The organism is Streptomyces sp. NPDC093261 (assembly GCF_044753645.1).
In the GTDB taxonomy this organism is placed as follows: domain Bacteria; phylum Actinomycetota; class Actinomycetes; order Streptomycetales; family Streptomycetaceae; genus Streptomyces.
Genome location: NZ_JBIVNO010000009.1, coordinates 1 through 23,958, shown reverse-complemented (window position 1 = coordinate 23,958; position 23,958 = coordinate 1). Strand labels below are relative to the sequence as shown.

General features: G+C 71.0%; 16 protein-coding genes. 8 read left to right on the top strand and 8 right to left on the bottom strand.

Annotation, left to right across the window (positions count from 1 at the left end):
• Positions 1-194 precede the first annotated feature (194 nt).
• The 5 genes from ACIP94_RS20010 (at position 195) to ACIP94_RS19990 (ending at position 8,324) form a co-directional block, all read left to right on the top strand.
• Positions 195-2,984, top strand: coding sequence for a nitrate- and nitrite sensing domain-containing protein (locus tag ACIP94_RS20010; protein ID WP_402426945.1), 2,790 nt, complete (start codon positions 195-197; stop codon positions 2,982-2,984).
• Positions 2,981-3,421, top strand: coding sequence for a roadblock/LC7 domain-containing protein (locus ACIP94_RS20005; protein WP_402426942.1), 441 nt, complete (start codon positions 2,981-2,983; stop codon positions 3,419-3,421). Before ACIP94_RS20010 ends, ACIP94_RS20005 begins: the two co-directional genes overlap by 4 nt.
• Before the next feature lie 9 nt (positions 3,422-3,430).
• Entirely contained in the window at positions 3,431-3,826 is a 396-nt protein-coding gene (locus ACIP94_RS20000) for a DUF742 domain-containing protein (RefSeq protein ID WP_402426939.1), read from the top strand.
• A 294-nt stretch (positions 3,827-4,120) separates the two neighbouring features.
• Positions 4,121-7,738 carry a hydantoinase B/oxoprolinase family protein gene (locus tag ACIP94_RS19995; protein WP_402426937.1) on the top strand — a complete coding sequence of 1,206 codons (3,618 nt, stop codon included), beginning with the start codon at positions 4,121-4,123 and terminating at the stop codon, positions 7,736-7,738.
• Entirely contained in the window at positions 7,719-8,324 is a 606-nt protein-coding gene (locus ACIP94_RS19990; protein ID WP_402426935.1) for a GTP-binding protein, read from the top strand. The genes ACIP94_RS19995 and ACIP94_RS19990 overlap by 20 nt, the downstream gene beginning before the upstream one ends.
• A gap of 152 nt (positions 8,325-8,476) precedes the next feature.
• Here the strand turns inward: ACIP94_RS19990 and glpK are convergent, their stop codons facing one another.
• From glpK to ACIP94_RS19965, 5 genes are all read right to left on the bottom strand, one after another.
• A complete protein-coding gene (gene glpK / locus ACIP94_RS19985) occupies positions 8,477-9,997 on the bottom strand; it encodes a glycerol kinase GlpK (RefSeq protein ID WP_402426932.1) in 1,521 nt (506 codons plus the stop codon).
• 21 nt (positions 9,998-10,018) lie between these two features.
• The gene (locus ACIP94_RS19980; protein ID WP_402426929.1) at positions 10,019-10,777 is read right to left on the bottom strand and encodes an MIP/aquaporin family protein; all 759 of its coding nucleotides are present in this window, start codon (positions 10,775-10,777) and stop codon (positions 10,019-10,021) included.
• A gap of 368 nt (positions 10,778-11,145) precedes the next feature.
• Positions 11,146-12,786, bottom strand: coding sequence for an EAL domain-containing protein (locus ACIP94_RS19975; protein ID WP_402426926.1), 1,641 nt, complete (start codon positions 12,784-12,786; stop codon positions 11,146-11,148).
• A 214-nt stretch (positions 12,787-13,000) separates the two neighbouring features.
• Positions 13,001-14,191 carry a lipid-transfer protein gene (locus ACIP94_RS19970; protein ID WP_402426923.1) on the bottom strand — a complete coding sequence of 397 codons (1,191 nt, stop codon included), beginning with the start codon at positions 14,189-14,191 and terminating at the stop codon, positions 13,001-13,003.
• Positions 14,188-14,613 carry a Zn-ribbon domain-containing OB-fold protein gene (locus ACIP94_RS19965; protein WP_402427555.1) on the bottom strand — a complete coding sequence of 142 codons (426 nt, stop codon included), beginning with the start codon at positions 14,611-14,613 and terminating at the stop codon, positions 14,188-14,190. Before ACIP94_RS19965 ends, ACIP94_RS19970 begins: the two co-directional genes overlap by 4 nt.
• 231 nt (positions 14,614-14,844) lie before the next feature.
• Here ACIP94_RS19965 and ACIP94_RS19960 point away from each other — a divergent pair, with 231 nt between their 5' ends.
• A complete protein-coding gene (locus tag ACIP94_RS19960) occupies positions 14,845-15,381 on the top strand; it encodes an NUDIX domain-containing protein (RefSeq protein ID WP_402426920.1) in 537 nt (178 codons plus the stop codon).
• A 174-nt stretch (positions 15,382-15,555) separates the two neighbouring features.
• On the opposite strand, the gene ACIP94_RS19955 is transcribed toward ACIP94_RS19960, so the two are convergent.
• On the bottom strand, positions 15,556-17,922 hold the full coding sequence (locus ACIP94_RS19955; RefSeq protein WP_402426917.1) for a glycoside hydrolase family 31 protein: 2,367 nt from the start codon (positions 17,920-17,922) through the stop codon (positions 15,556-15,558).
• A gap of 213 nt (positions 17,923-18,135) precedes the next feature.
• On the opposite strand from ACIP94_RS19955, the gene ACIP94_RS19950 reads away from it, so the two are divergent.
• Together ACIP94_RS19950 and ACIP94_RS19945 are read left to right on the top strand one after the other, a co-directional pair.
• Positions 18,136-20,103, top strand: coding sequence for an acetoacetate--CoA ligase (locus ACIP94_RS19950; RefSeq protein WP_402426914.1), 1,968 nt, complete (start codon positions 18,136-18,138; stop codon positions 20,101-20,103).
• 131 nt (positions 20,104-20,234) lie between these two features.
• Positions 20,235-21,128, top strand: a complete 894-nt coding sequence (locus tag ACIP94_RS19945; protein ID WP_402426911.1) for a hypothetical protein — start codon at positions 20,235-20,237, stop codon at positions 21,126-21,128.
• Between the two features lie 131 nt (positions 21,129-21,259).
• Here ACIP94_RS19945 and ptsP read toward each other — a convergent pair whose 3' ends face one another.
• Both ptsP and ACIP94_RS19935 read right to left on the bottom strand, forming a co-directional pair.
• Positions 21,260-22,930: a phosphoenolpyruvate--protein phosphotransferase gene (ptsP, locus tag ACIP94_RS19940; RefSeq protein WP_402426908.1), complete on the bottom strand. Its 1,671-nt coding sequence runs from the start codon at positions 22,928-22,930 to the stop codon at positions 21,260-21,262.
• 82 nt (positions 22,931-23,012) lie between these two features.
• The gene (locus ACIP94_RS19935; protein WP_402426905.1) at positions 23,013-23,462 is read right to left on the bottom strand and encodes a PTS glucose transporter subunit IIA; all 450 of its coding nucleotides are present in this window, start codon (positions 23,460-23,462) and stop codon (positions 23,013-23,015) included.
• Positions 23,463-23,958 lie beyond the last annotated feature (496 nt).

Here is a 23,958-nt window from a genome sequence, read left to right as displayed (position 1 = left end):
CCGGTGTCCTCCTGCGCCGCACGCTGCTTCCGGGGAGCAAATTCCCCGTAATGGCGGGACAACTCCCCATGTCCGGTTCGCGGCCCATGGGGTGGTGCGCCTGGTCGGCCCTTCGAGATACCTGTGTGTCGGTAGTAGGCTCACGCCGTTTGTAGGTGTACCCCCCGCCGGAGGGGGTCGAGCTGGGGGAGGCCATGCGCTTTCGCGGGAAGTCCATCCGCCGGAAGATCGTGGCGCTCCTTCTCGTGCCGCTCCTGTCCCTGACCGCCATCTGGGCCTTCGCGACCGTGCTCACCGGCCGGGCCGCCCAGTCCGTGTTCCACGCCTCGTACATCGTCGAAAAGGCCGGCTACCCCACCGAGGACACGGTCCGCGTCCTTCAGGAGGAGCGCCGCCAGACCCTCGTCTACCTCGCGGATCCGCGCGCCTCCGAATCCCTCGCCGCGCTCCACCGCAGCCGTGCCGCCACCGACGAGGTCGTGGCGAAGCTCCGTCGCAACAGCAAGGCCAAGGGCCTGCACGAGAAAATGGGGCCGGGCACCGCCGAGCGCCTCACCTCGATCCTGGACGCCCTGGACGGCATGAAGTCGCTGCGCCGCAGCGTCGAGGACGGCACCGTCAAGCGCACCCAGGCCTTCGACCTCTACAACCATCTGATCGACCCCTGCTTCACGTTCCTGGCCAACCTGCAGCTCCTCGACGACGTCGACATGGACAAGCAGGGCCGCGCGCTCGCCGGTGTCTCCCGCGCCCGCGAACTGCTCTCCCGCGAGGACGCCCTCCTCGCCTCCGCCCTGGTCGCCGGGCGGATCACCCGCGACGACATCCACCAGCTCTCCGGCCTCGTCGCGCAGCGCACCGTGATGTACGACGTCAGCCTGTCCCTGCTGCCGGGCCCGGAGAGCGAACGCTTCCGCCGCTACTGGACGAACGCCGACACCGCCCCCCTGCGCATGGCCGAGCAGTCCGTCGTCGACGCCACACCCGGGACCCCGCACGGCGTGACCGCGAAGAGCTGGGACGAGGCCGCGGGGCCGGTCCTCGACCAGCTGGACAGGATGGGCACCGAGGCCGGTGACCGCTACCAGGACCGGGTCCATCCCCTGGCCGTCGGCGTCATCGTCAAAGCGGTCCTCGCGGGCGTCCTGGGCCTCGTCGCCCTGCTGGTCTCCCTGATCATGTCCGTACGCATCGGCCGCGGCCTCATCCGCGATCTGCGCCGGCTGCGCCTGGACGCCCACGAGGCGTCCGGAGTGCGGCTGCCCAGCGTGATGCGCCGTCTCTCGGCGGGCGAACAGGTCGACATCGAGACCGAGGTACCGCGCCTGGAGTACGACCAGAACGAGATCGGCGAGGTCGGCCAAGCCCTCAACACCCTCCAGCGCGCCGCCGTCGAGGCCGCCGTCAAGCAGGCCGAGCTGCGCGCAGGGGTCTCGGAGGTCTTCGTCAACCTCGCCCGCCGCAGCCAGGTCCTGCTGCACAAGCAGCTCACCCTCCTCGATGCCATGGAACGCCGCACCGAGGACACCGAGGAACTCGCCGACCTCTTCCGGCTCGACCACCTCACCACCCGTATGCGCCGCCACGCCGAGGGCCTGGTCATCCTCTCCGGCGCCGCCCCCTCCCGGCAGTGGCGCAAACCGGTGCAGCTCATGGACGTGGTGCGCGCCGCCGTCGCCGAGGTCGAGGACTACGAGCGGATCGAGGTACGACGGCTGCCCCGGGTCGCCGTCACGGGCCCCGCGGTCGCCGACCTCACCCACCTGGTCGCCGAACTCCTGGAGAACGCCACGGTGTTCTCGCCGCCGCACACCGCCGTGCAGGTCATCGGCGAACGCGTGGCCAACGGCTTCACCCTCGAGATCCACGACCGCGGCCTCGGCATGGGGGCGGAGGCGCTCCTGGACGCCAACCTCAGGCTCGCCGAAACCCCCGAGTTCGAACTGTCCGACACCGACCGGCTCGGCCTCTTCGTCGTCAGCAGACTCGCCCGGCGCCAGAGCGTGCGCGTCTCCCTGCAGCCGTCCCCCTACGGCGGCACCACGGCCGTTGTCCTCATCCCCGACATGCTGCTCACCGACGACGCCCCGGACACCAACGGAATCGGCTTCCGTCTCGACCGCCCGCTGCCGGACAGCAAGGCCGGAGCCGAGGAGCACACGCCCGGGCTCTCCCACACGCCCGTCAAGCTCCCGGGCATCCCGGCGTCGATCCTGGACGGTCCGGTGGAGCTTGAGGCACCCGTCGATCTGGACGCGATCGACGACTTCCCCGGTGCCCTCGGCGACGAGGACAGTGAACGCGGAGGTCTTTTCCGCCCCCGGCGCTCGCTCGCCGACTCCACGGGAGTCCAGCGCCCATCGGCACGCGACTCCCGGCGCGAACCGGCCCGACCCGTCGACCCCGACCACCCGGGCGCTCCCGTTCCGCTGCCGCGTCACCGTGCCCCCAAACTCGTCAGCTCGCACGGCCGCCCGGTGACAGGATCAGGATCACGGCGCGGACGGGCCGACGCGGAGGGGGAGCCGCTGGAACGGCGCGTGACGGATCTCCAGGAGGCCAGACGGCCATCGGGTCGCCCGACGGAACCCACGGGAGGCGCTCCCCGCCCGCACGGTGAACGCTCCGAGGCCCCGGCCCTGCCGCAGCGGCGTCGCACCCGCCCCCTGACAGGGCCGGAGGGGACCGTCCCGCGGCGGGACACGGAGGACGGACGGGCAGAATCGGGCGCGGGTGCGCTGCCCCGCCGGGTGCGGCAGGCCAGCCTGGTACCGCAGTTGAGGGAAGGCCCCGATCGGCTCGCCGAACGGGATCGGCCTCGCGGCGCGGACCGGACAGGCCCGGCCGACCGCGACGCCGACGAGGTCCGCAGCCGGTTCGCCTCGCTCCAGCGGGGCTGGCAGCGCGGCCGCGAGGAGAACGCCACGGGCGACGGGGCCCGGGACGGCTCAGCACGAAGAACGACAAAGGGAGACGGTCGATGACCGCACCGAAGGCCGCAGGGCCCACCGCGACGAGCAAGGCGTCGGGAGAGCTGAACTGGCTCCTCGACGATCTGGTGGAGCGTGTGGCCAGCATCCGCAAGGCGCTCGTGCTCTCCAGTGACGGCCTCCCGACAGGGGTCTCCAAGGAGCTGAGCCGGGAGGACAGCGAGCACCTCGCCGCGGTCGCCTCCGGATTCCACAGCCTCGCCAAGGGAGTCGGCCGGCACTTCGACGCTGGCGGCGTCCGGCAGACCATCGTGGAACTCGACGAGGCGTTCCTGTTCGTCACGGCCGCCGGCGACGGCAGCTGCCTCGCCGTCCTGTCGGACGCGGACTCCGACGTCGGGCAGGTGGCCTACGAGATGACCCTCCTGGTCAAGCGGGTCGGCGCACATCTCGCCTCCGCTCCGCGCACCGATCTGCCCTCGGGCGGGTAGTGAGATGGTATGAGCGGAGACGGTCAGGGAAGCAGCCACTGGTTCGACGACGAGGCCGGGCCCGTGGTCCGTCCGTACGCCATGACGCGCGGCCGCACCAGCCACGATGCCCAGCACCGCCTCGATCTGATCGCGGTGGTCGTCACGGAGCCGCATGCGGACAACCCCGAGGCGGACCCGTCGCTGTCCCCGGAACACGTGGGCATCGTCGAGCTGTGCCGTGACATCCCCCAGTCGGTCGCCGAACTCGCCGCCGCGCTCGACCTGCCCGTCGGCGTGGTCCGCGTTCTCGTGGGGGACCTCGTGGACGAGGAACTGGTCCATGTGTCGCGGCCCGTGCCGCCCGCCGAGCTGGTGGACGAGAGCATTCTGCGCGATGTGATCAACGGCCTGCGGGCCTTGTGAGCCGGGGGTGTCCGCGCCCTCCCGGACAGCGCGCGGACACCGGCGAGCGGGAGCCGCCATGGTGCGGGAGGACCCGGGAGAAGGGGCCGGGCGCGTACGGGACGATCCCGCCGGTGAGGCCATCCGTGCTCGGGAAGCCTCCGGGCGGGCGGGCGCCGGTGTGCCCTCCCGCGCGGGGACCGGCGCGGGCAGGGGCCGCCGGTTATGATCTGATCGATCGTCGACCACCAGCTGCGGAGAGCCGATCATCCGCCCGCGGACACGGCTCCGAGCAGCGTGATCGGAGACACGGACGTGACCACGGGCTGGCAGTTCTGGGTCGACCGCGGCGGCACCTTCACCGACATCGTCGCGCGCCGCCCGGACGGGCACCTGCTCACCCACAAGCTGCTGTCCGACAGCCCCCACCACTACGCCGACGCGGCCGTCGCGGGCGTGCGCGAACTCCTCGGCCACGAAGGACCGGTCGACGGTGTCCGGATGGGCACCACGGTCGCGACGAACGCCCTTCTGGAGCGCAAGGGCGAACGCACCCTCCTCGTGATCACCCGCGGCTTCCGCGACGCCCTGCGCATCGCCTACCAGAACCGTCCGAGCATCTTCGCCCGCGCGATCGAGCTGCCGGAGCCGCTCTACGAGCGGGTCGTCGAGGTCGACGAACGCATCGCAGCCGACGGCAGCGTCCTGCGCGCCCCCGATCTGGAGGCTCTCGCCGAAGCGCTCCGTCAGGCATACGACGACGGGATCCGCGCCGTCGCCGTGGTCTGTATGCACAGCCATCTGCACCCCGCCCATGAGCGGGCGATCGGGGAGCTGGCCGCCCGGACGGGCTTTCCGCAGATCTCGCTGTCCAGCGAGGTCAGTCCCCTCATGAAACTGGTCCCGCGCGGTGACACGGCCGTCGTCGATGCCTACCTCTCGCCCGTTCTGCGTCGCTACGTCGACCACGTCGCCGACGAGCTCGAAGGCGTCCGGCTGATGTTCATGCAGTCCAACGGGGGACTGGCCGAGGCCGGACAGTTCCGCGGCAAGGACGCCATCCTCTCCGGGCCCGCGGGTGGCATCGTCGGCATGGCCCGCATGTCGCAGCTCGCCGGTTTCGACCGCGTCATCGGGTTCGACATGGGCGGCACGTCCACCGATGTCTCCCACTTCGCCGGTGAGTACGAGCGGGTCTTCACCACGCAGATCGGGGGCGTCCGGCTGCGCGCACCGATGCTCGACATCCACACGGTCGCGGCCGGCGGCGGCTCGATCCTCCATTTCGACGGCTCCCGCTACCGCGTAGGGCCGGACTCGGCGGGTGCGTCCCCGGGGCCGGCCTGCTACCGGGGCGGCGGCCCGCTCACCGTCACGGACGCCAACGTCATGCTCGGCCGCATCCAACCCGCGCACTTCCCGAGGGTGTTCGGCCCCGACGGAGACCAGCCACTGGACGACGCCCTGGTCCGCGACCGGTTCACCGCCCTCGCCCGCGAGATCCGCGAGCGGACCGGTGACGACCGCACCTGTGAGCAGGTCGCCGAGGGCTACCTCCAGATCGCGGTCGCCAACATCGCCAACGCCGTCAAGCGGATCTCGGTCCAGAAGGGCCACGACATCACCCGCTACGCGCTCACCACCTTCGGCGGAGCCGGCGGCCAGCACGCGTGCAAAGTCGCGGACTCCCTGGGCATCCGCACCGTCCTCGTGCCGCCCATGGCCGGGGTCCTCTCCGCGCTGGGCATCGGGCTCGCCGACACCACGGCCATGCGGGAGCAGTCCGTCGAGGCGCCCCTGGAGGCCGCCTCGATGCCCCGGGTCCACGAGACCGCCGAAGACCTGGCGTCCGCCGCCCGCGCCGAACTCCTCGCGGAGGACGTGCCCAAGGACCGTATCCGCATCGCCCGGCGGGCCCAGCTGCGCTACGACGGCACGGACACCACCCTCACCGTCGAGCTGACCGACCCCGGCACGATGAGACGCGCCTTCGAAGATCGTCATCGCGCCACATACTCCTTCACGCTCGACCGTCCGATCGTCGTCGAAGCCCTCTCCGTGGAAGCCACCGGCATCACCCAACCCCCCGATCTGTCCGCCCTCGCCCCGTACGACGGCGGCTGTGCCGCCCCCGAGACCGTCCGCCTCCACACGGGCGGCGTCTGGCGCGACGCACCTCTCCACCGCCGGGAGCATCTGCCTCCCGGCGAAACCCTCACCGGCCCCGCGATCATCACGGAGACCAGTGCCACGACCGTCGTCGACGACGGCTGGCAGGCCGCGGCGACCGACGACGGGCATCTGGTCATGGAACGGGCGGCGACTACGGAGAGTTCCGATCTCGACACGCAAGTCGATCCCGTCCTGCTCGAGGTGTTCAACAACCTCTTCATGTCCATCGCCGAACAGATGGGCGCCCGCCTGGAGTCCACGGCCCAGTCCGTCAACATCAAGGAACGCCTGGACTTCTCCTGCGCCCTCTTCGACCCCGAGGGCAACCTGGTCGCCAACGCCCCCCACATCCCCGTCCACCTGGGCTCCATGGGCACCAGCGTCAAAGAGGTCATCCGCCGGCGTGCCGACGCCATGCGCCCCGGAGACACCTACGCCGTCAACGACCCGTACCACGGCGGCACCCATCTGCCCGACGTCACCGTCATCACCCCGGTCTTCGGTACGGAGAGTGAGCGCATCCTGTTTTACGTCGCCTCCCGCGGCCACCACGCGGAGATCGGCGGCATCGCCCCCGGCTCCATGCCCGCGCACAGCCGCACCATCGAGCAGGAGGGTGTCCTCTTCGACAACTGGCTGCTCGCCGAGAACGGCCGTTTCCGTGAGGAGGAGACCTTCCGGCTTCTGACCGAGGCGCCCCACCCGTCACGCAACCCGAAGACCAACCTCGCCGACCTGCGCGCCCAGATCGCCGCCAACCACAAGGGCGTCGACGAAGTCGGCCGCATGATCGAGAACTTCGGCCTGGATGTCGTCCTGGCGTATATGAAGCACGTCCAGGACAATGCCGAGGAAGCGGTCCGCCGCGTCATCGACGCCCTGGACGACGGAGAGTGCGCCTACGAGACGGATTCCGGCGCGGTCATCCGCGTCCGTGTGCGCGTGCACCGCGACAGCCGGTCCGCGACCATCGACTTCACCGGTACGTCCCCGCAGCTGACCACCAACTTCAACGCGCCCTTCTCGGTCGTCAACGCCGCGGTCCTGTATGTCTTCCGCACCCTGGTCGCCGACGACATCCCGCTGAACGACGGCTGTCTGCGCCCGCTCGACATCGTCGTACCGCCCGGCTCCATGCTCGCGCCCGAACCCCCGGCCGCCGTCGTCGCCGGCAATGTCGAGACCTCCCAGTCCCTCACCGGTGCCCTCTACGCGGCGCTCGGTGTGCAGGCGGAGGGCTCCGGCACCATGAACAACGTCACCTTCGGCAACGACCGGTACCAGTACTACGAGACCGTGGCCTCCGGCTCCGGCGCGGGCGACGGTTTCCCCGGCGCACCCGTCGTGCAGACGCATATGACCAACTCGCGCCTGACCGATCCCGAGGTCCTCGAATGGAGACTGCCCGTCCTGCTCGACGAGTTCGCGGTACGGTACGGCAGTGGCGGCGCCGGCCGCTGGCGCGGCGGGGACGGAGCAGTCCGCCGGATCCGCTTCCGGGAACCCATGACCGTCTCCACGCTCTCCCAGCACCGCAGGGTCCCTCCCTACGGCATGGCGGGCGGACGGCCGGGCGCGCTCGGCGCCAACCGTGTGGAGCGCGCGGACGGATCGGTGCTGCACCTGAAGGGCAGTGATGCGGCAGACGTGGGCTCCGGCGACGTACTGGTCGTCGAAACCCCCGGCGGCGGAGGCTATGGACCGCCGCCGACCGACCCCCATCAAGCAGGAGAAGACAACGATGATCCTGGGGCGCAGTGAGCGCGGCAGGCCCCCCGTCGAGCCCGTCACGCTCAAGATCCTCGTGGCCGGTGGTTTCGGCGTGGGCAAGACCACCCTCGTCGGCGCGGTCAGTGAGATCAGGCCGCTGCGCACCGAGGAGGTGCTCACCGAGGTCGGTCGCCCCGTCGACGACACCAGCGGTGTGGAGGGCAAGCACACCACCACCGTCGCGATGGACTTCGGCCGCATCACCCTCCGCGAGGACCTGGCGCTCTATCTGTTCGGCACGCCGGGCCAGGACCGCTTCTGGTTCCTGTGGGACGAACTGGCCACGGGAGCCCTGGGAGCGGTCGTCCTTGCCGACACCCGGCGCCTGGAGGACTGCTTCGCCGCCGTCGACTACTTCGAGCGCCGCTCCATACCCTTCGTCGTCGGCGTCAACTGCTTCGAGGGAACCGCCCGTTACCCCGCCGGCGATGTCCGGCGGGCCCTCGACCTCGACGACGGTGTGCCGGTCATCCTCTGTGACGCACGCGAGCGCGAGTCGGTGAAGGAGGTCATCGTCGAGGTCGTCCGGCACGCCATGGCGTACTCGGCCGGCCACCGCGCCGGCGTCACCATCTGATCTCCCGCGCCGGCGTCACTCCCGCGCCGGCGTCACCACCTGATCCCGCACAGGCCGCCCTCGGCCCGCACCCCGCCGACCGGGGCACGGGCCTTGGACGCACACGCGCGCGTGGGACGCAGGCGAGACGTACGCACGCGTGGAGCGTGTGGTCAGTCGACGCCGTCCTCGTGCCAGCCGAGGCTCCTCTCCACGGCCTTGCGCCAGTTGTGGTACTCGCGGTCGCGCACCGAGGACTCCATGACAGGCGTCCACTCCACATCCTGCTGCCAGTGCGACTTCAGCTCCTCCAGGTCGTGCCACACCCCGGTCGCCAGCCCGGCCGCGTAGGCCGCGCCCAGACAGGTCGTCTCGGAGACCTTCGGACGAATCACGGGCACGCCGAGCACATCCGCCTGGTGCTGCATCAGAAGATGGTTCTTCGTCATGCCGCCGTCGACCTTGAGGGTGGTGATCTGCACCCCGGAGTCCTGGTACATGGCGTCCACGACCTCGCGCGTCTGCCAGCTCGTCGCCTCCAGCACCGCGCGTGCGAGGTGCGCCTTCGTGACGTACCGCGTCAGGCCGGTGACCACGCCGCGCGCGTCGGCACGCCAGTACGGCGCGAACAGGCCGGAGAAGGCCGGCACGATGTAAGCGCCGCCGTTGTCCTCGACGCTCGCCGCCAGTGTCTCGATCTCGTCCGCGCTGCGGATGATGCCGAGTTGGTCGCGGAACCACTGCACCAGCGCGCCCGTGAGCGCGATGGAGCCCTCCAGACAGTAGACCGGCGCCTCGTCGCCGATCTTGTACCCCATGGTCGTGAGCAGGCCGTTCTTCGAGGGCACCGGCCGGTTGCCGGTGTTGAGCAGCAGGAAGCTGCCCGTGCCGTAGGTGTTCTTGGCCGTGCCCACGTCGTAGCAGGCCTGCCCGAACACGGCCGCCTGCTGGTCGCCCAGCGCCGAGGCGACGGGCACGCCCGCGAGCTGGCCCACGGCGGTTCCGTACACCTCGGAGGAGGACCTGATCTCCGGCAGGACGGCCTCGGGGACGTTCATGGCGGACAGGAGCGCGGGGTCCCACCGGAGTGTCTCCAGGTTCATCAGCATCGTGCGCCCCGCGTTGGTGACGTCGGTGACGTGCCGCCCGCCGTCCGTGCCTCCGGTCAGGTTCCAGATCAGCCAGGAGTCGATGGTGCCGAAGGCGATGTCGCCCCGCTCGGCCCGAGCCCTGAGGCCGGGCACGTTGTCGAGCAGCCAAGCCGCCTTGGGGCCGGCGAAGTAGCTCGCAAGGGGCAGACCGGTCTGCTCGCGGAAACGATCCTGCCCATCGGATCCCCCGAGTTCGTTGCACAGTGCGGCCGTCCGGGTGTCCTGCCAGACGATCGCGTTGTGCACGGGTTTGCCCGTGGCGCGGTCCCACAGCACCGTCGTCTCGCGCTGGTTGGTGATGCCGAGCGCGCTGAGCTGGTCGGCACGCAGCCCTGCCTTGGCGATCGCACCCGCGACCACCGCCTGCACCTTGGACCAGATCTCCGTGGCGTCGTGCTCCACCCAGCCGGGCTTGGGGAAGATCTGGCGGTGTTCGCGCTGGTCGACGGCGACGATCGCGCCGCCCTGGTCGAAGATGATGCAGCGGCTGGACGTGGTGCCCTGGTCGATCGCGGCGACGTACTTCTGAGCGGTGTCCGTCATGACGTCCCCTTCGTCAAAGGGTCAGAATGCTGCTTTGTACACAAGGGCCGCGATCGCCCCGCCGATCAGCGGACCCACCACGGGTATCCAGGCGTAACCCCAGTCGGAGGAACCCTTGTTGGGGATCGGCAGCATTGAGTGGGTGACGCGCGGGCCGAGGTCGCGGGCGGGGTTGATCGCATAGCCGGTGGGCCCGCCGAGGGAGAGGCCGATGCCGACGACGAGCAGGGAGACGAGCAGGATGCCGATACCCGAGCCGTACGCCGTCGTGCCGGGTATCGGGCCGATGCCGGTGCCGAGGTTCTTGCCGAAGAACAGGATGGGCAGCACCAGCCCCATGGTCGCGATGATCTCGGTGATCAGGTTGGCGGCCGGATTGCGGATCTCGGGAGCCGTGGAGAAGATCCCGAGCGTGGGCAGCGCCTTGTCCTCATCGGCGTTTGCCTGGAACTGGGCGAGGTAGAGCAGCCAGGTCAGCACGGCGCCGAGGATCGCGCCCGCCATCTGACCCAGCAGGTAGTACGGGACGTCGGCCCACCGGGTGATGCCGGCGATGGCGAGACCGAGGGTCACCGCCGGGTTGAGATGTCCGCCCGACTTCGGGGCGGCGCTGTAGGCGCCGGCCAGGACGCCGAAACCCCAGCCGAAGGCGATGACGACCCAGCCCGCGCCCTTGGCCTTGGAGTGGTTGAGCGTGACGGCGGCGCAGACACCCGCGCCGAACAGGATGAGGATGGCCGTTCCGATCAACTCGCCGACGAAGATGCTTCCATGGGTCATGGCGGCTCCTGGGCCCTCGCCCCGGGGCGTTCCCGCCCCGAGTCCGTCCTCCGTGCAGGGTGCGTATCCCTTGGCGACTTCAGCCGAAGGCAGGGCGGTCCCGCGCCCCTTCCGGCGTCCGCGACGAGCGTGCCTGTGCAGCGGAATCGCCCGGTGGGGGACGGCCCGTGCGGAGGCGGGCCTCAGGGGCGCACTCCATGAATACGCCTGAATGCGGCGATGCCGACTGACATCCGGAAGTTTTCACCGGCACTCAGAGAGCGTCAAGGTCAGCGACGGCAACGGTTGCGGCCGACTGCCGCGGACCGGCCCCCATGGGCGTCAGCAGGCCGCCACCCGGCCGGTGATCACCGGGTCCTGGGTAGGGGTCAGCCCCAGGCCGGCTGGCCGGCCTCGGCCCGTGCCACCGCTGTGCCACGCCGTATCTCATGGCCCGGCAGGCCGGCCCGTCCCAGCACCCAACTGGCGCCGCTCAGTGCCTTCGCGGCCTGTTTGAGCGGCGCGAGGCAGGCGGCCGCCTGGCGGTGGTCGGTCACACTGCCGGGCGGGCACAGCACCGTGGCCATTGAGAGCGTGACGGCACGTCCGCCGGCCGACCAGGGCGCGTCGAGTACCGACGCGGCCAGCGGATCGAGACCCTCCGGATCCGCGAGAACCAGGAAGTCGTCCCCGCCGATGTGCCCCACGCGAGTGCTCCCGGACGCGGCGCCCTGCAACGCGTGCCCCACCGCACGGATCAGCTCGTCCCCGGCGGCGAATCCCGCCCCGTCGTTGACCTGCTTGAAGTGGTCGACATCGAGCCAGCTCAGCGCGAACAGCCGTCCGGCCGCGATGCGCCGGTCCACCTCGCCGGTGATCGCGTCCGAACCGGGCAGCCTGGTCAGCGGATTGAGCCCCGCTGCCTCCTCGACCCGGCTCTCGGCCAGCGCCCGTACGAGATCCGCGAGCCGGACGACCCCCACGCACCGCCCGTGGTGGTCGACCACCGCCACGTCGTCCGAGGTGCGGTCCCGCTCCCCGTCCGCGACCACGTCGAGCACCTCCCACGCCGTGGCGTCGGCCCCGACCGTACGCGGCGGGTCGCCCAGCTTCGCCGCGGGCCGGTCGGCGTACAGCGCATGCCCGTAACGTGCCGACATCGACAGCAGGAAGCGCGAGCGATGCACCGAACGGACCGGCACCCCCGCGGGATCGACCAGCAGCACCCCGGACACATCGGGGGAGCCGGTGAGCAGCGCTCGCACCTGACCGGCCGAGGCCGTGGCGGGCAGCAGCGCTGCCGGCCGCAGGAACTGCCGCACCGACGGCCCGCTGCGCGGTGTGGACGGCACCGCGGCAGGCGGCGCCGGAAGGTATACGTCCGCTACGGGGAGCCGGGACGGAGGCGCGAAGAGTTGGCCCTGCGCCAACTGAGCCCCGGCCGCCAGCACGGCCGAGTACTGCCGCTCGGTCTCCACCCCCTCCACCGACAGCAGCGCGCCCAGTTCCTCGCACAGCGTGCGCATGGCCCGCACCACCGCCGGCCGTGTCACCAGGGACACATCGAGTTTCATCAGGTCCGGTGACAGGTCGCAGAGCAGCCTCAGCGGCACGTCGCCGTCGCCGATTCCGTCCGCGCAGATCCGGAATCCCTCCCCGCGCAGTACGGTGACGGCCTCGAGCAGGGCCCGTTGGGGCACGTGCGTGTACGGCGGTCCGACATCGACCGTCACCTCCCACGGCAGCCGTCCCGCCTCGCGCACGGCATCCCGCAGTGCGGCGAGGCCCCCGAGGTCGGCAAGGGTCCCGGCGAACACGTTGACATGCAGGGGCAACAGCGCATCCATTCGCGCCGCGGCGCGGACCGCCAACGCGGCCAGATTCCCGTCGAGTTCGGGATCCCGGCGGGCCTGAGCCAGGACGTCGCCGGTCTCCGGGCGTGCGAGGAGCTCCAGCGCGGTGACCCCTCCGGTCGTCAGGTTGACCACCGGCTGGAAGGCGAAGCGGAGAGTATCCGTCCAGGAGGGCACGGGAGCATGATGGCGCCGTCGGCACGGCCTGAGGCCCAGTTCATGACCTGTTCACACAGCATTCCCAGGTGATCACAGAGCGTGTGAATGATGGTGAACGGCCCGCGGATGTACGCGCAGTCGCCACCGGAAACGGCTGGGCGGCCCGCCGTGCCGGCCGTTCGCCTGCCCGAGGCGCGGGAGGTCCGTGCCATGCCGGGACGACCTGCGGTGATCACCGCACGGCGATCACCGCGGAGCCGTGCCCGAACAGCCCTTGATTCGCGGTGATGCCCACCCGGGCCCCCGCCACTTGCCGGCCACCCGCGTCTTCCCGCAACTGCCAGGTCAATTCGCACACCTGGGCGATTGCCTGCGCCGGAACCGCCTCCCCGAAGGACGCCAGCCCGCCGCTGACATTGACGGGTATGCGCCCGCCGAGCGTCGTGGAGCCCTCGCGCAGCAGCTTGACCGCCTGGCCCTCCGCGCACAGCCCCAGATCCTCGTACCACTGCAACTCCAGAGCCGTGGACAGGTCGTAGACCTCGGCGAGGGAGAGGTCCTGCGGCCCGATGCCCGCCTCCTCGTAGGCGGCACGCGCGATCGAGGCGCGGAACGTCTCACCGGGGGGTTCCACCGCCGCGGTCGAGTCCGTCGCGATGTCCGGCAGGTCAAGCACGGTGTTGGGGAAGCGCGGTGTCACCGTGGACACCGCCCGGATGCGCACCGGCGCCACCGTGCCGTGCCGTCGCGCGAACTCCATGCTCGACAGTACGAGTGCCGCGCCGCCGTCCGAGGTCGCGCAGATGTCGAGCAGCCGCAGGGGGTCGGCGACGACGGTCGATGCGGCGACCTCGTCCAGGGTGACGCGCTTGCGGTAGCGGGCGTTCGGGTTCAGCGCCCCCATGGCCGCGTTCTTCACCTTGACCTGGGCGAAGTCGTCGATCGTGTCCCCGTGGACAGCCATGCGCCGGCGTGCGTACAGCCCGAAGTACATCGGATTCGCCGCTCCGAGGATCCGGAACCTCAGCCAGTCGGGATCATCGGGCCGGTCGCCGCCCGCCGGGCGGAAGAAGCCCTTGGGTGCCGACTCCGCCCCGACCACCAGCACCACGTCCGCGAGCCCCGCAAGGATCTGGGCCCGCGCCGCGTTCACCGCCTGTGCCCCTGACGCGCATGCCGCGTAGACGCTCGCGGTCCGGGCTCCCTGCCATCCCAGGGCCTTGGCGAACGTCGCGCCCGCCACATGCCCCGGATAGCCGCCCCGCACCGTGGCGGCACCCACGATCGAGCCGACGTCCCGCCAGGCGACCCCCGCCTCGGCGAGTGCCGCACGCGCCGCCACCGTCCCGTACGCGACGAAGCTGCGCCCCCATTTGCCCCAGGGGTGCAGTCCCGCGCCGAGCACCGCCACATCGTCCGTCATACCGCCACCCCCGTCGGCCGCCAGTGCCAGGTCGCCCAGGTCGTCTCCGCGTCCTCGTACAGCACGCCGGGTACGACCCGCATCTCCATGCCCACCGCCAGATCGGCGACGGTCACTCCCGGAACTGCCTGCCCGAGCACCACGATCCGCTCTGCCTCCAGTTCCACCGCGACCAACGCGTAGGGCTGCCACGGAAGTTCCCCATTCGTCACATAGGGTGACGGAGGTGGGTAATGAGTGTCAGTGAATGACCATATTCGCCCAACTTTGGACAGTGACGCCTCGATGAGATCGCCGCCCTCGCAGTGGGGATTCCGGCAGAGGACGTCCTCGCGCGGAAAGAACACCGAGCCGCACGCGGCGCACCGCGTGCCGACGAGATGGAAGCCGTCCCCGTCACCGGCGAACCATCCGGCCACCACGGGGGTGAGTTCACGTGGCATGGAGCCTCCCGGTCAGATACCTGACGGTACGTCAGGAGTGTGTCATGAGCCCGTGGAATCCGGCAGGCGTCGCGACGAACCGCAGAGCTCCGCCCGGCGTCGGAGTAACGGCGGGGGCGGCCAGGGCCCGCGGGGGTGGTTCCGGCCGCCCCACGACTCCCGTGCCCGTCCAGGGCAGACGCCCTTCGTGTGATCGGATACAGTCCGCCCGTGTCCGAATCCCCGTTCCCATCCGCCGCCTCCGTGCCCGGCTCCCACTGCTCGAGCTGCGGAGCGCCCTACGGAGAGGGCATCTCCGGCTGGCCCCGCACCTGCGCCGCCTGTGACACCGTGGCCTACCGCAACCCGCTGCCCGTCGCGGTGGCTCTCCAGCCCGTGTACGACGCCCACGGCACCGCGCTGATCGTCATCACGCGGACCATCCCTCCCGCGCGCGGCGGCATCGCGTTGCCCGGAGGGTTCATCGACCACCGCGAGGACTGGCGGCACGCGGTCGTCCGCGAGCTCAAAGAGGAGACGGGCATCGACGCGGCAGGCCGCGACGTCCGGCTCGCCGACGCGATGAGCTCGCCCGACGGCCATCTGCTGCTCTTCGGACTCCTGCCCGAGCGCCCGGCGGCCGATCTGCCGCCGTCCGCCGGCACCGACGAGACGACGGGCTGGCACCTCCTGCGCCGACCCGCCGAACTCGCCTTTCCGCTGCACACCCTCGCCGTGCGGGGATGGTTCGAGGGCCGCTACGTGTGAGCCTCCGGCGGGACGCCACCTGCGCGCGTCCCGCCTTCCCTCCCCAGCCGGGGGCCGCCCTCGCCCGCGTGACGCGACCTCCGGTCTCGCACCCGTGGCAAGCCCCGCACCGTCGAGCACGGCCGAGCCGGGCTCGGCCGACTCCGCACGCGTTCGGCCCACGCCACCCGCGGATCACCCGCGGCCGAGTCCCCGCACGCGTACCGGATACACGGGCTCGGTCCGCCCGTCCCCGCCGTCCCGCTTCACCACGACCCGACGGCCCTTCCACCGCGTCACATAGCGTTCGACCTCCGGCTCGTCCCAGCCGTCGCCCGGGTCCGGCACCACGACCCCGCCCCCGGACCTCCCTCGCGCGGGCGCCCAGACCTCGAGCTCCAGACCGCCGACCTCACCCCGCACGGGCAGCACGGCACCGGCGCGCGCGAACACCGGGATCCGCGCCATGGAGACATCGACCACCACCTGGCCCGGCCCCTGGTACGCCACCTCCGTCGCCGTGTCGTACCAGCGACCCCGCGGCAGCAGCACCGTGCGCCGCTCAGCGCCCGGCTCCAGCACCGGCGCCACCAGGAGACCGTCACCGAGCAGGAAGGCGTCGTCGCAGTCCCGCAGCGCCCGGTCCTCCGGCGCACCCCACCACAGCGGCCGGACGTAGGGCGCCCCCGTGCGGCGGGCCAGATGTGCCAGCGTGATGAGGTACGGCAGCAGACGGCGCCGTTCGCCGAGCGCCACGCGCGCGTGCCCGAGGACGTCGTCACCGAACTCCCAGGGCTCCCGGCGCCCGGCCCGCATGCTCGCGTGCGTACGGAACAGCGGCAGGTAGGAGGCGAGCTGGAACCAGCGCAAATACAGCTCGGGCGACGGACTCCCGTCGAAGCCGCCCACGTCCGGCCCCGAGTACGGCACCCCGCACAACCCGAGCCCCAGCACCAGCGACAGCGAGGCGCGCAGCCCGGGCCAGCCCGTGGCCACGTCCCCCGACCAGGTCCCCCCGTAGCGCTGCATGCCCACCCACCCCGAGCGCGAGAACACGAAGGGCCTCACCTCGGGAGCCAGATTCCGCAGGCCCTCGTACCCGGCCCGGGCCATGCACAGTGCGTACACGTTGTGCGCCTCGCGGTGGTCACCCCCACGGCCCTCCAGCGCGTGCCGGGCCGAGCGGGGCAGGGTGTTCTCCCCGAAGGCCGTGAACGACACCGGCTCGTTCATGTCGAGCCACAACCCCTCGAAGCCCTGCGTGAGACGCTCCTCGAGGAGCCGGCCCCACCACTGCCGCACGCGCGCGTGCGTGAAGTCCGGGTAGACCGCCTCCCCGGGCCACACCACCCCTTCGACCACCCGGCCCGAGGCGTCCCGCACGAACGCGTCCTCGGCGCTCCCGCTGTCGAACACCGGGTCTCCCGCCTCGGCCTTGACCGCCGGGTCGACGATCGAGACCAGGCGGACGCCGTGCCGGCCCAGCTCCTCGGCGAGCAGCGGCAGCTTCGGGAAGCGTTCCCGGTCGACGGTGAACACCCGGTGGGCGTCGTAGTGATCGATGTCCAGATGGACGGCATCGAGCGGAAGCTCATGCTCCTGGTAGCCCGCGGCGATCCGCCGGACTTCCTGCTCGCTGCCGAACCCCCATCGCGCGTGATGGTGACCGAGGGCCCACGCGGGCGGCACGGCCGGCGCCCCGGTCAGCGACGCCCAGACGTGCAGCACGCGCGCGGGGGTACCCACCATCACCCAGCAGCGCAGGGGCCCGCCGTCCATCCGCACCTCGCAACTGCCCGCCCGGTCGTGCCCGGAACCCGCGCCCTCCTCGCCCTCGCGCAGGGTCACCGTGCCGTCCCACGACGTGTCCAGGAACATCAGGTGAGTGGCCGCGTCGGCGACCACCAACTGCACCGGCATGGTGATGTACAGCGGGTCGTCGCCGGGCCCGAAGGGCCGACCCGGGTCCGTGTTCCACAGTCGGTACGTCCCGTCCCGCAACCGCGGCCCCGAGGCCCGTCCACCCAGCCCGAAGAAACGGGCATCCGCGGCCACTTCGGACCGCTGCATCCAGCGCGCGCCGCTCCCGTCCGCGGGCTCCCACCAGCGGGGCGGCAGAGCCCGGCGCAGGGTCACCCCGCCCGGCGTGCGCACCTCGATCGCGCCGTGCCGCGACACCACGACCGTGACCCGCTCCGCCACGACCCGCCAGCCGCCGTCCTTGTCCGGCTCCAGCACGGCCCGCGGATCCGGCTCCGGACAGCGGCCCGCGAGCGCGTACGACGGCTCCGGCTCCGCCCCGTCCCAGCCCCAGAACACGGCCCCGTTCACAGCGACCGTGATCCGCAGTTCGGTCCGGGCGAACCGCACGACACCACCACCGGGACCGGGCTTCGCACCGTGCACGGGGCCCGGCACCCGCGCCCGCTCCGCACCTCGTCGCGGCAACCCGGTGGCGTCGGTACGCCTCCTGCGCCACGCGGCCCGCACGGTGCGCAGGCCCTGCACCGCACCCCCCGAACCGACCGCCTTCACCGAACGCACCAGGTCACGACCGTCCATGCTCCTCACCCTGTCATCGACATCCCCCCATAGGGGTGTCGTTCAACTACCGTTCACCCGTGCTGGGAGCACAGCTTCACGATGCCAACTATGTGGGGTGCACCCTGGTGCAGAAGTCGATCACATGGCATCGTCCGTGTCAGCCGCGTAACGCGCACAACCCAGCACGTGCGCGACTCACGCACACGACGCGTACAGCCCGGGAGCCGCCCCATGACCTCAGCGAACCCCACGCCGCTCTGGCGGCCCGACGCCGACCGCATCGCCCGGGCACAGATCACCAGGTTCCAGGCCTGGGCGGCCGAACGCCACGGTGCCCCCTCCGAGGGCGGCTACGCGGCTCTGCACCGCTGGTCGGTGGACGAGCTCGACATCTTCTGGAAGGCCGTCACGGAGTGGTTCGACGTACGCTTCTCCACTCCCTACGCGCGCGTGCTCGGCGACCGCTCCATGCCGGGCGCCGAATGGTTCCCCGGCGCGACACTCAACTACGCGGAACACGCCCTCCGCGCCGCGGCCACCCGCGCCGACGAACCGGCCCTGCTCGCGGTCGACGAGACGCAGGAGCTTCGCCCGGTCAGCTGGTCCGAGCTGCGGCGCCAGGTCGGCTCGCTCGCCGCCGAACTGCGCGCCCTCGGCGTACGCCCCGGAGACCGCGTCAGCGGCTATCTCCCCAACATCCCGCAGGCCGTCGTCGCCCTCCTCGCCACGGCCGCCGTCGGTGGCGTGTGGACCTCCTGCGCCCCCGACTTCGGCGCACGCAGCGTCCTGGACCGCTTCCAGCAGGTCGAACCCGTCGTGCTGTTCACCGTCGACGGCTACCGCTACGGCGGCAAGGAGCACGACCGCCGCGAGACTGTCGCCGAGCTGCGCCGCGAACTGCCCACCCTGCGCGCCGTCGTCCACATCCCGCTGCTCGGCTCCGAGGCCCCGGAAGGCGCTCTGGACTGGTCGGCCCTGACCTCGGCGGACATCGAGCCCGTCTTCGAGCAGGTGCCGTTCGACCACCCGCTGTGGGTGCTGTACTCCTCCGGCACGACCGGCCTGCCCAAGGCCATCGTCCAGTCCCAGGGCGGCATCCTGGTCGAGCACCTCAAGCAGCTGGGCCTGCACTGCGACCTCGGCCCCGAGGACCGCTTCTTCTGGTACACGTCCACCGGCTGGATGATGTGGAACTTCCTCGTCTCCGGTCTTCTCACGGGCACCACGATCGTCCTCTACGACGGCAGCCCCGGCCACCCCGACACGGGCGCCCAGTGGCGCGTGGCCGAGCGCACCGGGGCCACCCTCTTCGGGACCTCCGCCGCCTACGTCATGGCCTGCCGCAAGGCGGGCGTGCACCCTGCCCGCGACCACGACCTCAGCCGGGTGCAGTGTGTGGCCACCACGGGTTCCCCGCTGCCGCCGGACGGCTTCAGCTGGCTGCACGACGAGGTCCGCGAGGACCTGTGGATCGCCTCCGTCAGCGGCGGCACGGACGTGTGCTCCTGCTTCGCCGGAGCCGTCCCGACCCTCCCGGTGAACATCGGCGAACTCCAGGGACCCGGCCTCGGCACCGACCTGCAGTCCTGGGACCCCGGTGGCCACCCGGTCATCGACGAGGTCGGCGAGCTGGTCGTCACCAACCCCATGCCCTCCATGCCGATCCGCTTCTGGAACGACCCCGACGGCAGCCGCTACCACGACAGCTACTTCGACATGTATCCGGGAGCATGGCGCCACGGCGACTGGATCACACTCACCTCCCGCGGTTCCGTGATCATCCACGGCCGTTCGGACTCCACGCTCAACCGCCAGGGCGTGCGCATGGGCTCGGCCGACATCTACGAGGCCGTCGAGCGCCTCCCAGAGATCAAGGAATCCCTGGTCATCGGCATCGAACAGCCCGACGGCGGCTACTGGATGCCCCTCTTCGTGCACCTGAGCCCCGGATCCGTCCTGGACGAGCCGCTGCTGAACCGCATCAAACAGACCATCCGCGAACAGCTCTCGCCGCGCCACATCCCCGACGAGATCATCGAGGTCCCCGGCGTCCCGCACACCCTCACCGGCAAGCGGATCGAGGTCCCGGTCAAACGCCTGATGCAGGGCACCCCCCTGGAGAAGGCCGTCAACCCGGGCTCCATCGACAACCTCGACCTGCTCCACTTCTACGAGGACCTGGCCCGCAAGCGCGCCTGACGCACCTCGCCGCATCCCGCCACGCGCCGGATGCGGCCGGCAGCCGCCCGTCGGTCACCGCGACCGGCGGGCGTTGTCAGTGGCCCTCCTTACCGTGTGTGATGACTGATCGACTGAAAGTAGGGGGAGTCATGGCACACACCAAGCACCAGACCATGCGACGCGTTCTGCGCCGCGAGATCGCCGGCACCATCGGCCTGCTGACCGACGAACACGACTTCACCGCGATGCGGCGCTACCGCACCTTCACCTTCGACGACCACACGACCTACCTCCGGCAGGTGGAAGCCCTGCTGAGGACCCTCGCCGCCCAGGGCACCCACACCACGGTCGCCCTCTTCGACCCGGAGGAATACGCGGAGTTCTGCGCCGACAGCGGCCTGGAACCCGACGCCCCCTCCAGCCGCACCCGCTTCACAGCGGAACTGGCCGCCACCGGAGCGGCCATCCCCTACGAGGGCCAGCCGCTGGACGAACTCGTGCCGGACCTGGTCGATGAAGCCGTCCGTCAGGCCACCTGGCATTACGCGACCACCGGGCTGGCCCACCTCGGGGCCTGCGCCTCCTGCGGCGAGGACATCGGACACGCCGCCCTCGCCCATGCCTCCCGACTCCTGACCCGCGTCCTCGACACCGCGAGCCCGGGCCACCGCCACCTTGTCTGCAGTGTCTCGACGCCGCCCGAGACCCTCGTCGCGGTGCTCCACGCCGATGAGGAACCCGACGGCACGAGCCGCATCGACGAGACGGAAGCCCTCGAATTCACCACCGTCCTCGCCCTGGGCATCGCCACCCACGCGGCCGGTGGACTCGTCATGCGCACCACCTCACCCGACGGGGCGGACCGCGTGTACGGCTGGCGCCTGCGCGGGGAACGACTGGAACCGCTCACCGCGGGAGAGGTCTTCGACGCGTACTGCACCGACGTCGAGTCCGGCGACCTGGTCGCGCCGGAATCCGGCGTCGACTACAGCGCCCCACCCGATCTCGGGGACGACGGACCCATGACCGGCCACACCCATTGAAGGCCGGCCCCACTCACGGAGCCGTGGCAGATCCGCACCGATCGCGGGAGGGGCCCGAACAGGCGAAGGGCGCCCCACCAACAGGTGGAGCGCCCCGGCCACACGGAGATCGACGCGATGACGCGCCGCGGCTACTCGCCGGACAGCACTGCCTGAGCGGCCTTGCGCGCGTCCTCGGCCGTATCGGCCGCACGCGCGGCCGACGCGGCACGCTCGCACTGCGCCAGCGTGTACTTGGCCAGCGTGGCGCGCACATAGGGAATCGACGCCGCACCCATCGACAGGGAGGTGACACCCAGGCCGGTCAGCACACACGCCAGCAGCGGGTCCGAGGCGGCCTCACCGCACACACCGCAACTCTTGCCCTCGGCCTTGGCCGCCTCGGCGGACAAGGCGACCAGGTCGAGCAGCGCGGGCTGCCACGGGTCCTGCAGACGCGAGACCGCACCCACCTGACGGTCCGCGGCGAACGTGTACTGGGCGAGGTCGTTCGTCCCGAGCGACAGGAACTCGACCTCCTGAAGAATCGAGCGCGCCCGCAGCGCGGCCGACGGAATCTCCACCATGGCGCCGAACTTCGCCTCCAGCCCCGCCGCACGGCACGCGTCCGCGAACGCCTTCGCGTCGGTGCGGTCGGCGACCATCGGCGCCATGACCTCCAGATAGACCGGCAGCCCCTCGGCAGCCTTCGCGAGGGCGGTCAGCTGCGTGCGCAGCACGTCGGGGTGGTCGAGCAGCGTCCGCAGGCCCCGCACACCCAGCGCCGGGTTCGGCTCGTCGGCCGGGGTCAGGAAGTCCAGCGGCTTGTCCGCACCCGCGTCGAGCACACGCACGACCACACGGCCCTCGGGGAAGGCCTCCAGCACCTGCCGGTAGGCCTCGACCTGCTTCTCCTCGGACGGCGCGTTCTTGTTGTCGTCCAGAAACAGGAACTCCGTGCGGAACAGACCGACACCCTCGGCACCGGCCTCGACGGCGGCCGGCACGTCCGCGGGACCGCCGACGTTCGCCAGCAGAGGCACCTTGTGCCCGTCGGCGGTGGCTCCCGGCCCGGTGGAAGCCGCAAGGGCGGCCTTGCGCTCGGCGGCCGCGGCCTCGAGCCGTGCCTTCTTCTCGTCGCTCGGATTCACGAAGATCTCGCCGGTGCTGCCGTCGACGGCGATCATCGTGCCCTCGCCCAGCTCACCCGCCCCCGGCAGCGCCACGACGGCGGGGACACCGAGGGCGCGCGCCAGGATCGCGCTGTGACTGGTCGGCCCGCCCTCCTCGGTGACGAAGCCGAGGACCAGGGCCGGGTCCAGCAGCGCCGTGTCGGCAGGCGCAAGGTCACGGGCGACGAGGACATACGGCTCGTCGCTGTCCGGGACACCCGGCATGGGGACCCCGAGAAGACGGGCGACGATACGGTTACGGACGTCGTCCAGGTCGGCCACGCGCCCGGCGAGGTACTCCCCGGCGCCGGCCAGCAGCTCGCGGTACGCGGCGAAGGCGTCGTACACGGCGCGCTCCGCCGTGCTGCCGACGGCTATACGACGATCCACGTCCGCCATCAGCTCAGGGTCCTGGGCCATCAGGGCCTGGGCCTCCAGGACGGCCTGCGCCTCCCCACCCGCCAGATGGCCGCGCGCGGTCAGGTCGGCGGCCACGGCTTCGACGGCCTGGCGTGCGCGCCCCTGCTCGCGCTCCGCCTCCTCGGCAGGGATCTGCTTCGCCGGCGGCTCCAGCACCGCCGTTCCCATATGCCGGACCTCGCCGATCGCCACACCGTGGCTCACACCGACGCCTCGCAGCGTTGTCTCCATCTCACCGTCTCCGAATCGTGCGGCTTCCCCGCCACCGCGATGGTTGTCTGTTGTGCCGTTCTCTACCTCTACGGCGTGGGCCTCACTGCCAGGCGAAGAGCTGGTCGCCGGCCTTCACTTCGCCGTCCTCGCGGACACTGGAGAGGGCGTCGGCCGTGGCCTCGAGAGCCACGACCGGGCACACCGCGGACTTGCCGGCCTGCTCCACGGCCGCCGGGTTCCAGCGCACGATGCCCTGACCACGTGCGACGGTGTCGCCCTTGTTGACGAGCAGCTCGAAACCCTCACCGTTGAGTTGCACGGTGTCGATGCCCAGATGGGTCAGCACGCCGTGCCCCTCTCCGTCCACTACGACGAAGGCGTGGGGATGGAGCGAGATGATGATTCCGTCCACGGGGGAGACGGCCTCCACGGGCTCACGCACGGGGTCGATCGCCATACCGGGCCCGACCATCGCTCCGGAGAAGACGGGGTCGGGCACTGCGGCCAGTGCGATCGCACGCCCTGCGAGAGGGGACGTCACGGTGGTCATGGGAAGCCTCCCAGGGGTGGAGATCTGGATGGGCCGTCACTGCCTGTCCCGGACGGCGCACTGGGCAGCAGCGTATGTCATATGAAGTGACGGTTCCGCGTGAGACGAAGCGGTGGGCGGGCCTCGGGGCGAGGCCCGGATGATTTGCGCCCTGACGTGACTGCGTGTACAGTCGTACCCCTGCCTGGGGGCGAGTGAGGCGACCAAGCGTCCTTGCCCGGCAGCATCCAACTTGTCAGATCCTATCTCGGGATCCTTTCTGCATGTCTGCAGAACGGCGGTCAGAGAGACGGAAAAACACTGATAGAGTCGGGAAAGCCGGAAAGGGAAACGCGGGAGCGGGAACCTGGAAAGCGCCGAGGAAATCGGATCGAGAAAAGATCTGATAGAGTCGGAAACAGCGAAGGGAAGCGCCCGGAGGAAAGCCTGAGAGAGTCTCTCGGGTGAGTACGAAGGAAGCGTCCGTTCCTTGAGAACTCAACAGCGTGCCAAAAGT